The following is an 11,444-nucleotide window of genomic DNA, read 5'->3' on the forward strand; positions in this document are numbered from 1 at the left end:
GGAACGTGGAGGCGAAGGCGTTCAGCGGCCTTCGCGCGGATCGAAGGCGGTGGCCAGACCGTCGCCGAGCAAGTTCAGCGCGAGCACGGTCAGCACGATCGCCAGGCCGGGCAATGCGCACACATACCAGTCCGTGCGCAGCACCTCGCGACCCGCTCCGACCATGTTTCCCCAGCTTGCGACGTTGGGGTCGGCCAGGCCGAGAAACGCCAGGCTCGATTCGGTCAGGATGGCCGTGGCCACCATCAGCGACGCCGACACCAGCACGGGCGTGAGCGTGTTGGGCAGGATGTCTTCGATGATGATGCGGGCGTGGCTGGCGCCCACCGCCTCGCTCGCCAGCACCATGTCGCCGTGGCGCAAGCGCAGCACCTCGGCACGCACCAGCCGCCCGAGCGCGGGCCACGACGTGATCCCGATCGCGAGCGCGATCTTCCACACCGAAGGCTGCACCACCGCTACGATGGCCAGCGCGAACAGGAACGATGGGATCGTCAGGAAAAATGTCGTCAGCGTGCCGAACACGCGGTCGGCGCGGCCACCGTAGTAGCCGGCCGTCACACCGCCCGCGACGCCAAGCACCAGGGCAAGCGCCGTCGAGACGCCCGCGATCAGCAGAGAGGCGCGCGCGCCATGAAACAGGCCTGCGAGGATGTCGCGGCCCAGCATGTCGGAGCCGAGCGGGAATGCGGCATCGCGCCCCGGCCACAGCAGCGGTTCGGTCGCCATCTCGAGCGGGTCGCCGGGAAATACCCAGCCTGCCGACAGCGCGGCAGCGAGAACCACAGCCAGCAGCGCCGCGCCCGCCACGGCGCTGGGCGACGACAGCAGTCGGCGCAGCCGCCGCCGGTCCGCGGGTGGCAGCAGGGGCACAGTGATGTCAGCCGCTGCGCCGTGCGCATCGGACTGGCCCGGCTGCAGAGGCGCCGGAAGGGAGGAAGAAGGCAAAGACAAGCGAATACTCCTGCAAACGCCGGGGCCTCGTCAGGCCAGCCGGATGCGCGGGTCCACCCGCGCGTAGACGGCGTCGATGAGCCAGTTGACCAGCACCACCACCACGGCGCTGCACAGCAGGATGCCGAGCAGCAGGTTGTAGTCGCGCTGGTACAGTGCCTCGAACGCCATCCTGCCGAGTCCGGGCCACGAGAACACCGTCTCCACGAGCACCGCACCGCCGATCACGGAACTGGCCTGCACGCCGACCATCGTCACCAGCGGCAGCAGCGCATTGCGCAGGACATGGCGCGTCAACACGCGGCCGGCCGGGGCGCCCTTGGCCACGGCCGTGCGCACGAAATCCTGCCGCCGCACCTCGATCATGCTGGCGCGCATCAGCCGCACATACACGGCCAGATAGAACAGGCAGAGTGTGGCGGCCGGCAACACCAGGTGTCGCGCCACGTCGGCGGCATACGCCCAGCCCGTGAGCCCGGCTTCCACGGTGAACATGCCGCCCACCGGCAGCCAGTCGAGGCGGACCGAGAACACCAGAACCAGCATCAGGCCGACCCAGAACAGCGGGGTGGCAAAGCACAGCAGCGCTACGGAGGAGATCAGCGTGTCGAGCGCGCGCCCTGCGCGCGCCGCCGCCAGCACGCCAAGGCCCGCACCGATCACCACCGCGAACGCGATGCTCGCGCCCATCAACAGCAGCGTGGCGGGCAGGCGCTGCAGGATCAGGTCCAGCACCGGCATGCCCTGCCGGAACGAATAGCCGAGGTCGAGCTGCGCCAGGTGCCACAGATACTTGCCGAGCTGTATCCACAAGGGCTGGTCAAGCCCGAACTGCGCGCGCAGCGCCGCCAGGTACTCCGGCGTGGCGGCACCCGCCTCCCCGGCCAGCACCTGCGCGGCGTCGCCGGGCGCGAGCCGCAGCAGGAAGAAATTGACCACGGCCATGCCGGCGACGATGCCGGCGAGCTGCAGCAGGCGGCGCCAGGCCATCCGCCACGGCACGCGGGCCAGCCATGCCGGCTTGCATCCAGGCGTGTCGCGCGGGGTCGTGGGCATGGTCATCGCCCGTCGTCAGCGCGCGGCCTGCGCCGCGGCGGCAGCGGGCGTGGTTGCCGTGGCCACAGCCGTGCCCGCCGGCGCCAGCCAGGCGCGCTTGAGCGAGGCATAGACCTGGTCCACGCCGCTGACCGTATCGCGCAGGTTCGACGCCTGCACCGTGAAGAAGCGCAGCTCGAGCAGCGGGATCGACGGCAGGTCGGTCTGCACCACGGACTGGAACTTGCGGAACAGCTCGACGCGCTCGGCCTGGCTCGGCGAGCCCTGTGCCTGGTCGATCAGCCGGTTCGCTTCATCGCCGCGATAGCCCGAGCCGTTCGACCACGGGATATTCTTGCCGACCGTGTCGCTACGATAGGCACGCGTCACGCCAACCAGCGGATCGGCAAAGCCCGCGAACCAGACCACCGCGAGGTCGAAATCGCGATCGCCGTAGACACGCTTGGTATAGGTGGGTGTGTCCTGCGTGCGCACGGTCACGTCGACACCCACGCGCTTGAGCGCCTGCTTGATGTACTCCGCACTGCGCTTGTAGTCGTCGCCATACGGCAGGTAGTCGATCTGGATCTTCAGGCGGTTGCCGTCAGCGCCGCGCTTCAGGCCGGCAGCGTCTAGCAGGGCTTCGGCCCTGGCCGGGTCATACGGATATTTCGGCACGTTGGGGTTGAAGAACTGCCCCAGCGTCGAGACCACCGGGCTCACCGCGGGCTTGCCGAAGCCGAACCAGACCACCTTGTTCAGCGCGTTCAGGTCGATCGCATGGGCCAGCGCCTGGCGCACGCGCACGTCCTTGAAGTACGGCCGGTCAATGTTGACATCCATGAACAACCACGGCGACAGCCATTCGTAGCCGCGCGTTTCCAGTTTCAGCGAAGGCAGTTGCGACAGGCGCTGCGCGTCCTTCAGCGGCACCGGGTTGAACGGCGCGTACTGGACTTCGCCCTTCTCCAGCGCCGCGGCACGCGCGCTGGCATCGGGGATCACCTTGAAGACGATCTTGTCGAGGTACGGTTTGCCCTTGTCCCAGTAGTCGGGGTTGCGCTCGAGCACGATGTAGTTGCCCTTGCTCCATTCCTTGAAGATGAAAGGCCCCGTTCCCACCGGCTTGTTGTTGTACGGGTTGTTGAGGATGTCCGTGCCTTCGTACAGGTGCTTGGGCAGCACCTGCGCGCCGTTGCTGTTCAGCGAGCTGAGCACCGCCAGCGACGGCTCGGAGAAATGCAGCACGACGGTCAGCGCATCGGGCGTATCGACGCGCGTGACCTTGCCGAACAGGATCTGGTTGCGCGGATGCAGCTTCTTCCACACATTCTCAAGCGTCCACTTCACGTCGGCCGACGTGAACGGCTTGCCGTCATGCCACTTCACGTTCGGCCGCAGGTGGAACGTGAGCGTCTTCGAATCCTTCGAAATGTCCCAGCTCTGCGCGAGCGCCGGCCTGAGCTTGAACTCGTTGTCATACTCGATCAGGCCATCGAAGACGTTCGCGCTGAAGAAGCCGGTCGGCGCGGCGGAATTGAGCGCCGAAGTCAGAATCACCGGCTCGGGCTGGATGATGGTCGTGAGCGTACCGCCGGCCCGCGGCGCTTCCGTGGCCGGTGCTGCCGGAGCGGCGTTGGCCGGTGCCGCCAGCATGCCGCCCAGCAGCGGCAGCGACAGCACGACGGGAGCCAGGAACGCGAACGGCCGGAATAGTTGCGAGGGTCGCGATGGCGGGAACGGGTTCTTCATGGTGGTGATGGGCGGAAAGATGGGCCAATGTCTGCAAGGGTGGCCAACTATAGAGACGCCCCCTATCTGCCCGGAACGAACGATTGCGCATGTCCTTATGCGCACGGATCGCCTGTGGATAGAACAAACGCGTCGTTCGCGCGGCGGTCGCGCCGCAGTATCGTCTTGGCACCCACCAGGCTGCGCAAAGCAGGAAAACCATACCTTTGCGGCCCTCGCCATTATCAACGCCATCACCCTCTCCGGAAGCCCATCATGTCCAAGCCCCTGAAGATCGTCGCCGTCAACGGCAGTACCCAGCAACCCTCGCGCACGCTGGCGCTGGTCGATGCGCTGATCGCCGAGCTTGACGCGCGACTGCATGTCGACGCCCATGTCATCAACCTGGCCGATATCGCGCGTCCGCTCGGCGGCGCGCTGTGGCGCGCGGAACTGCCGACCGCGATCGAAGCGCAACTGCAGGCAATCGAATCAGCCGATCTGGTCATCGCCGCGTCGCCGGTCTATCGCGGCGCTTATCCGGGCCACTTCAAGCACCTGTTCGACCTGATCGGCCAGGAAGCGCTCGCCGACAAGCCCGTGCTGCTCGCCGCCACCGGCGGCAGCGACCGCCATGCACTGGTGCTCGAGCACCAGTTGCGGCCACTGTTCGGCTTCCTGCAGGCACTGACGCTGCCTATTGGCGTTTATGCAACCCCTTCGGATTTCCAGAACTACACGGTGCAGAGTCCCGCGCTGCGCGAGCGTATCCGGCTCGCGGCCGACCGCGCCGCACCATTGTTCGCGGCGCACCGTCGGATTGCATTGAAGGCCGCGTGAGCGCTGAATCCACCGCCCATGCCACACTCTCTTTCTGCTTCACCTTCCGCTCACGCGGCACCGACCTTCTCATTTCTCGCCGAGCGCTTTCGTCCGGTGTTCGCGCAGATCGCTGCCGGCGCACTCGAACGCGAACGCACACGCACATTGGCCCACGACGCGGTTGCACTGCTGCGCGACGCAGGCTTCGGTGCACTACGCGTGCCGCGCGAGCATAGCGGCCTTGGTGCTTCCGCGTCGCAGATGTATGCGCTGCTGATCGAACTGGGCGCGGCCGACTCCAACCTGCCGCAGATCCTGCGCGCGCACTTCGGCTTCATCGAACGGCTGCATGCCGAGATCGCGCCGGCACGGCGCGCGCCGTGGCTTCGGCTCGCGGCGCAGGGCGTCATGTTCGGCAACGCCGCGATGGAGCGCGGCGACGGCCAGCTCGGCCGGTACCGCACGACACTCGCGCCGGACGGCGCCGGAGGCTGGCGCCTCGACGGAGAGAAGTACTACAGCACCGGCACGCTGTATGCGGACTGGATCGCCGTGTCGGCCACCCGCACCGATGACGGCAGCCCAGCCTATGTACTGGTACGGGCCGATGCGGCAGGCGTCGACCGGCTGGACGACTGGCATGGCTTCGGCCAGCGCCTGAGCGCATCGGGCACGACGCGTTTTCTCGACGTTGCGGTTCCCGACGAGCACGTGCTGTCGTTCTCGCGCACGGATCCGACCACGGTCACAGCGTGCTTTCAGCTCGTACACCTGGCCACGCTGGCCGGCATCGCGCGCGCCATCGAGCGCGACGCTGCCGCGTTCGTGCGGCTGCGCAAACGCGTGTACAGCAATGGCAGCGCGGCGACGGCGGCGGAAGACCCGCTCGTGCAGCAGGTAGTCGGCCAGTTGTCCGGCGTCGCCTTTGTCGCACAGGCAACGGTCAGTGCCGTTGCCGCGAAGCTCGACCAGATCGATGCGCTGCGCCAGCGCGGCGAGGTGGTGCCGGATGCCCTCCTGCAGGACGTCGAACTCGATGCATCGCGCGCCCAGGTCGGCATGCTCGACCTGGTCCTCGGCGCGGCCAGCCGGCTGTTCGACGTCGGCGGGGCCTCCGCGCTCGACGCCGCGCACCAGCTCGACCGCCACTGGCGCAACGCACGCACGCTGGCCTCGCACAACCCGGCCATCTACAAGGCACGAATCGTCGGCGACCATGCGATCAACGGCACGGCGCCGACGTATTACTGGTCGGTCGGTACGCGGGCCGCCTGACAAACCGCGCGCCGAATGTTCGCTCCCTCCCGCTAGCCGGAGAGGGAGCAAACATTCGTGGGTTCTACGCCATCAACCACCGCACAGTCACCGCAGCCACCCTTCTAATCTTACTGTGTCATAAAAATTAAGGCATGATATGCCCATCATTTTTCCCTTTGATGGGAGGTGCCATGGGCATATCCAAAGAGTTCGATCGATACATGGCTCACCTGGCTGAAGGGTTGGGTCATGCCGACCGTCACGCAGGATTGACTGGGTATTGCACCGGTCTGATGCTGCCTCTGTCGCGCAAGAGCGTCGAACCCATGGCCGCCCGCGTTGATCCGCTGCGCGCCAGCGCCCGGCACCAAGCCCTGCATCACTTTGTCGCCAAGGCCCAATGGAGTGACCAGCAACTGCTCAATCGCGTGGCGCAGTGGGTGGTGCCGCATATGGACTTCAGCGCTGGCGGCTGGTGGATCGTTGACGACACGGGCTTTCCCAAGAAGGGCGTCCACTCGGTGGGCGTGACACGCCAATACTGCGGGGTGCTGGGCAAGCAGGACAACTGCCAAGTGGCCGTCAGCGTCTCGCTGGCCTGCGAACAAGGCAGCCTACCGGTGGCCTGGCAACTGTACTTGCCCCGCAACTGGGCCGAAGATGCCGAGCGCAGACTCAAGGCCGGGATTCCCGAACACATCGAGTTTGCGACCAAGCCTCAAATTGCCCTGCAACAGATACGGGGCCTGCTCTCTGAAGGAGCACCCAAGCACTGCGTGCTGGCCGACGCAGGCTACGGGATCGACTATGCGTTTCGTCAAGGGCTGACCAATCTGGGCTTGCCCTACGTGGTCGGGATCACCTCGGCCGTGGTGGTCTGGCCACCGGGGGTGGAGCCCCTGCCGCCAAAGCCCTACAGCGGCATGGGCCGTCCACCGGTGATGCCACGGCGCACCGCCAAGAGACAGCCGGTGAGTGTCAAGGCATTGGCGCAGTCCTTGTCCGACAGCGCATTCCAGAACATCAGTTGGCGCGAAGGCAGCAACGAGCGCCTGACGGGCCGCTTTGCGGCGCTGCGGGTACGCTGCGCCGGGGGTAACGTGGGCAAGGCGCGTCTGCTGCCCCAGCAGTGGCTGCTCATCGAGTGGCCCGCAGATCAGGCCGAGCCTGAGAAGTATTACCTGTCCACGCTGCCCGAAACCACGGCACTGAACGATCTGGTGCGCGCTGCGCACATGCGCTGGCGCATCGAGCGCGATTATCAAGATCTCAAGCAGGACCTCGGCCTGGGCCACTATGAGGGGCGGGGTTGGCGGGGCTTTCACCACCACGCCAGCCTGAGCATCGCCGCGTATGGCTTCCTGATGGCGCAGCGACTGAAAGCCGGCAGCAGCGCCGGCGGTAAAAAAAACTTCATCGAATGCCAGGTGCCTGCCATTCCCGAAGATTACGTTCCTCGGGGAAGTCCGGCGCGCGCAGCGTCACGTGCCGAACTCGATCAGGACGCTGCGCCTTCAGTTGAGCGTCGCACTCGCAGGCGCCCTGGGACATTGCCCGCATTGCGCCGCCGTTAGCGTTCGACTACGTTTGTGACACAGTAAGACTAAGCATCCTCGGAAATATTCGTGGGAAAGCCGTGGACGCGCATGCTCCAATCAATCGTCAGCCCTTTTCGATGCGAGACACCACCATGCCTGGTGCAAAGCATCCTCCGACTTGTCATGACCGATCTCTCCGATATCTACGCAGCCAAGCTGCCCGCCGCTGCGGGGCGCGAACCCGTCCTGCCCGATCCAGCAAGCGTACGACGCATCCGCGACGACGCAGAAGCCACCGACGCGGCACGCGCGCTCGCCGAGATATTCCGTGCAGGCGCTTCGATGCGCGATCGTGAACGCATCCTGCCATGGGATGAACTCGACCGCTGGTCCGAAAGCGGATTGGGAGGCATCACCGTACCAAAAGCCTACGGCGGTGCCGGCGTCTCCTATGCAACGCTGGCCGAGGTATTTGCGATCCTCAGCGCCGCCGATGCATCGCTGGGCCAGATTCCGCAGAACCATTTCGGCCTGCTTGGCGTGCTGCGCGAAGCAGGAACGGAGGCCCAGAAGCGCCGCTTCTACGCGGAGGTGCTGGCCGGGCAACGCCTCGGCAATGCCGGGCCCGAGCGGCGCTCCACGGAAAGCCCGACCATCCTCGATGGCACCACGCGCCTGCGTCGCACGGCGCAAGGGCTGCGCCTGAGCGGCACACGCTTTTACTCCACCGACGCGCTGTTCGCGCACCGCGTGCCAACGCGCGCACTCGACGATGAGGGTCGCGCGGTCCAGGTCTGGGTACCGCGCAATGCCGCCGGCCTGACCGTGGTCGACGACTGGTCGTCGTTCGGCCAGCGCACGACGGCGAGCGGCACGGTGGTGTTCGACCACGTCGCAGTCGCCGAGGACGACGTGATCCCCGTGTGGCAGCTGGCTGACCAGCCCGGCCTCTACGGCGCGAACTCGCAACTGATCCAGGCCGCGATCGATCTCGGCATCGCACAGGCCGCGTTCGACGATGCCATTGCGTTCGTGCGCCAGCACGCGCGTCCGTGGATCGATGCGGGCGTCGCGCGTGCGAGCGAAGATCCGCACCTGATCGGCGACGTTGGCCGCCTGGCGATCGATCTCGAAGCCGCGCGCGAAGTGCTGCGTGAAGCCGCGCTGACGCTCGATGCCATCGCCGAGCAGCCGGTCACCGAGGCAAGCAGCGCACAGGCCTCGGTCGCCGTGGCCGAGGCCAAGGTGCTGACCACCGAAGCAGCGCTGCAGGCCAGCGAGAAGCTGTTCGAGCTGGCCGGTTCTTCCGCCACCCGCGCCGGGCACAACCTCGACCGCCACTGGCGCAATGCGCGCACGCACACGCTGCACGATCCGGTGCGCTGGAAGCTGCACCTGATCGGCAACTACTACCTGAACAACGCGCTGCCCAAGCGGCACTCCTGGAACTGATATGTCGTTGCTTTTCAATCCGCCGCCCGCCGATGGACGGGCGCAGCCAGCGCCCGCGCCTGCCGTGGTTCCGCATCTTGTCCGCGACGACGCCGAAGCGATCGCCATTGCGCGCCGGCTGGCCGCACACTTTGCGCCCGGAGCGGCCGAGCGCGACCGCGAACGGCGCCTGCCCTGGGAGGAACTGGAAGCCTTCAGCGCCAGCGGCCTGTGGGGCATCACCGTGCCGCGCGAATACGGTGGCGCGGGCGTGTCCAACACCACGCTGGCGGAGGTCATCGCCATCATCGCTGCCGCGGATGGCTCGCTCGGGCAGATTCCGCAGAACCACTTCTATGCGCTGGAGGTGCTGCGTGTTGGCGGCACGCCAGCGCAGCAGGCATTCTTCTATGCCCGCGCACTGGCCGGCGAGCGCTTCGGCAACGCACTGGCCGAGATCGGCCACAAGGACTTCCGCCGCCGCACGCGGCTCACGCCAGACGGCGACGGCTTCCGCATCGATGGCAAGAAGTTCTATTGCACCGGCGCGCTGTATGCGCACTGGATTCCCACACTAGTAGTGGCCGAGGAAGCCGGACGCGAAGTCACGTGGCTCGCGTTTGTGCCGCGCACGGCCGCCGGTGTCGGCATTACGGATGACTGGGACGGCTTTGGCCAGCGCATCACCGGCAGCGGCTCGGTGACGTTCGAGAACGTACGCGTCGAGGCTGACTGGGTGGTGCCGTTCCTCGCCTCGTTCGAGCGGCCCACGACCATCGGTCCCTTTGCCCAGTTGCTGCATGCGGCGATCGACCTCGGCATCGGCCGTGGCGCGCTGGCAGCCACGCTGCCGTTCCTGCGCGACCACGCACGGCCGTGGATCGATGCCGGCGTAGCACGCGCGGCGGACGACCCGCTGACGCTGCACCAGCTTGGCGAGGTCCAGGTACGGCTGCGCGCCGCCGAAGCACTCGTGCGCCGCGCCGGCCGTGCCACCGATGCCGCGCAGCAGGTGGCCGACGAACAGACCGTCGCGCAGGCGTCGCTGGCCGTTGCTGCCGCGCGTGCGCTCACGACAACCGCATCGCTGCTTGCCGGCACGCGGCTGTTCGAGCTGGGCGGCACGTCCGCCACGCTCGACAACCAGGGCCTGGACCGTTTCTGGCGCAACGCGCGCACGCATACGTTGCACGATCCGGTTCGCTGGAAATACCACGCGGTCGGCAACTTCCATCTCAATGACAAGCTGCCGCCGCGGCATGGAGCGATCTGATGGCGAACCATGGACAGCGCAAGCAGATCCTGCTCAACGCGTTCAACATGAACTGCGTGGGGCATATCAACCACGGGCTGTGGACGCACCCGCGCGACCGCTCGGCGGAGTACAACACACTGGAGTACTGGGTGGACCAGGCGCGCACGCTAGAACGCGGCCTGTTCGACGGATTGTTCATCGCCGACATCGTCGGCGTCTATGACGTGTACCGCGGCAACGTCGATGTCACGCTGCAGGAATCGATCCAGCTTCCGGTGAACGACCCGCTGCTTCTCGTCCCCGCCATGGCCGCGGCCACCAGGCACCTTGGCTTCGGGGTCACGGTGAACCTGACCTATGAGCAGCCGTACCTGCTGGCGCGCCGGTTTTCCACGCTGGACCACCTGACGCGCGGGCGTGTCGGCTGGAACATCGTGACCGGCTACCTCGACAGCGCGGCGCGCGCCATGGGCCTCGAAGGACAGCTCGCCCACGACGAGCGCTACGACCGCGCCGACGAGTTTCTCGACGTGCTCTACAAACTCTGGGAAGGCAGCTGGCGGAACGACGCCGTGCTGCGCGACAAGGCCGCGCGCGTGTTCGCCGATCCGGCGAAGGTGCGCAAGATAAGCCACAGCGGGCGCTACTACAAGGTGGACGGCTATCACCTGTCCGAACCATCGCCGCAGCGCACACCTGTGCTGTTCCAGGCCGGCAGTTCGGGCCGGGGCCAGCGCTTTGCCGCACGCCACGCCGAATGCGTATTCATTTCCCCGCCGAACAAGGAAGCGGCGCGCAAGACGGTGTCCGCGCTGCGCGAGCAGCTCGTGGCTGCCGGACGACGTCCGGACGACGTCAAGGTCTTCATGGGCGCAGCCGTGGTCACGGGCCGCACCGAGGCCGAGGCGCGCGCCAGGCATGCCGAGTATCGCGACTATGCGAGCCGCGAGGCGGGACTCGCCCATTTCGCGGCCAGCACCGGCGTGGACTTCGCGCGCTACGGGCTCGACGACCCCGTGAACTATGAAGGCGGCAACGCCATCGAATCGGCAACGAAAGCCGCCGCCCAGCATGGCTGGACGCGCCGCAAGCTGCTGGACCTGTTCGAGCTGGGCGGACGCTACCCGGCCATCGTCGGCGACCCGTCGCAGGTGGCCGACACGCTCGCCGAATGGGTCGACGAGACCGGCATCGATGGTTTCAATCTGAGCCGCACCGTGGTGCCGGAGAGCTACGAGGACTTCGTCGACCTCGTCGTCCCCGCACTGCAGGAGCGTGGCCGCTACAAGACCGCGTATGCCGACGGCACGCTGCGGCGCAAGCTGTTCGCCGAAGGCGACCGGTTGCCGGCGCGCCACGCGGCCGACGCATTCCGTCACGCATGACGCACGCCTCCCTTTTCCGCATTGACAACTGACACC

The 11,444-nt window shown here is 66.8% G+C and carries 9 protein-coding genes; 6 read left to right on the top strand and 3 right to left on the bottom strand.

Annotation, left to right across the window (positions count from 1 at the left end; all coding sequences use genetic code 11):
* Nucleotides 1-21: 21 nt before the first annotated feature.
* The 3 genes from CupriaWKF_RS29835 to CupriaWKF_RS29845 form a co-directional block, all read right to left on the bottom strand.
* Nucleotides 22-879: an ABC transporter permease gene (locus CupriaWKF_RS29835; RefSeq protein WP_276103290.1), complete on the bottom strand. Its 858-nt coding sequence runs from the start codon at nucleotides 877-879 to the stop codon at nucleotides 22-24.
* Nucleotides 880-984: 105 nt separating this feature from the next.
* Complete coding sequence (locus tag CupriaWKF_RS29840) at nucleotides 985-1,944, bottom strand: ABC transporter permease (protein WP_276103291.1); 960 nt, start codon at nucleotides 1,942-1,944, stop codon at nucleotides 985-987.
* An 81-nt stretch (nucleotides 1,945-2,025) separates the two neighbouring features.
* The gene (locus CupriaWKF_RS29845; RefSeq protein WP_276102012.1) at nucleotides 2,026-3,741 is read right to left on the bottom strand and encodes an ABC transporter substrate-binding protein; all 1,716 of its coding nucleotides are present in this window, start codon (nucleotides 3,739-3,741) and stop codon (nucleotides 2,026-2,028) included.
* Nucleotides 3,742-3,996: 255 nt separating this feature from the next.
* Between CupriaWKF_RS29845 and msuE the strand changes: the two genes are divergently transcribed.
* The 6 genes from msuE (at nucleotide 3,997) to CupriaWKF_RS29875 (ending at nucleotide 11,408) form a co-directional block, all read left to right on the top strand.
* On the top strand, nucleotides 3,997-4,560 hold the full coding sequence (gene msuE, locus CupriaWKF_RS29850) for an FMN reductase (protein ID WP_276102013.1): 564 nt from the start codon (nucleotides 3,997-3,999) through the stop codon (nucleotides 4,558-4,560).
* A gap of 18 nt (nucleotides 4,561-4,578) precedes the next feature.
* Nucleotides 4,579-5,817, top strand: a complete 1,239-nt coding sequence (locus CupriaWKF_RS29855) for an acyl-CoA dehydrogenase family protein (RefSeq protein WP_276102014.1) — start codon at nucleotides 4,579-4,581, stop codon at nucleotides 5,815-5,817.
* A gap of 173 nt (nucleotides 5,818-5,990) precedes the next feature.
* Nucleotides 5,991-7,373 (top strand): IS701 family transposase, encoded by a 1,383-nt coding sequence (locus CupriaWKF_RS29860; protein ID WP_276102015.1) that lies wholly within the window; start codon nucleotides 5,991-5,993, stop codon nucleotides 7,371-7,373.
* 147 nt (nucleotides 7,374-7,520) lie between these two features.
* Complete coding sequence (locus CupriaWKF_RS29865; RefSeq protein ID WP_276102016.1) at nucleotides 7,521-8,789, top strand: SfnB family sulfur acquisition oxidoreductase; 1,269 nt, start codon at nucleotides 7,521-7,523, stop codon at nucleotides 8,787-8,789.
* 1 nt (nucleotide 8,790) lies between these two features.
* A complete protein-coding gene (locus CupriaWKF_RS29870; RefSeq protein WP_276102017.1) occupies nucleotides 8,791-10,041 on the top strand; it encodes an SfnB family sulfur acquisition oxidoreductase in 1,251 nt (416 codons plus the stop codon).
* A complete protein-coding gene (locus CupriaWKF_RS29875; protein WP_276102018.1) occupies nucleotides 10,041-11,408 on the top strand; it encodes an LLM class flavin-dependent oxidoreductase in 1,368 nt (455 codons plus the stop codon). Before CupriaWKF_RS29870 ends, CupriaWKF_RS29875 begins: the two co-directional genes overlap by 1 nt.
* Nucleotides 11,409-11,444 lie beyond the last annotated feature (36 nt).

Source organism: Cupriavidus sp. WKF15, assembly GCF_029278605.1.
Lineage (GTDB): Bacteria > Pseudomonadota > Gammaproteobacteria > Burkholderiales > Burkholderiaceae > Cupriavidus.

Bases quoted from the DNA above. Each gene is read 5' to 3' on its own strand.
- CupriaWKF_RS29840 (WP_276103291.1), bottom strand. From the start codon at position 1,944: ATGGCCTGGCGCCGCCTGCTGCAGCTCGCCGGCATCGTCGCCGGCATG.
- CupriaWKF_RS29845 (WP_276102012.1), bottom strand. From the start codon at position 3,741: ATGAAGAACCCGTTCCCGCCATCGCGACCCTCGCAACTATTCCGGCCG.
- msuE (WP_276102013.1), top strand. From the start codon at position 3,997: ATGTCCAAGCCCCTGAAGATCGTCGCCGTCAACGGCAGTACCCAGCAA.
- CupriaWKF_RS29855 (WP_276102014.1), top strand. From the start codon at position 4,579: ATGCCACACTCTCTTTCTGCTTCACCTTCCGCTCACGCGGCACCGACC.
- CupriaWKF_RS29860 (WP_276102015.1), top strand. From the start codon at position 5,991: ATGGGCATATCCAAAGAGTTCGATCGATACATGGCTCACCTGGCTGAA.
- CupriaWKF_RS29865 (WP_276102016.1), top strand. From the start codon at position 7,521: ATGACCGATCTCTCCGATATCTACGCAGCCAAGCTGCCCGCCGCTGCG.
- CupriaWKF_RS29870 (WP_276102017.1), top strand. From the start codon at position 8,791: ATGTCGTTGCTTTTCAATCCGCCGCCCGCCGATGGACGGGCGCAGCCA.
- CupriaWKF_RS29875 (WP_276102018.1), top strand. From the start codon at position 10,041: ATGGCGAACCATGGACAGCGCAAGCAGATCCTGCTCAACGCGTTCAAC.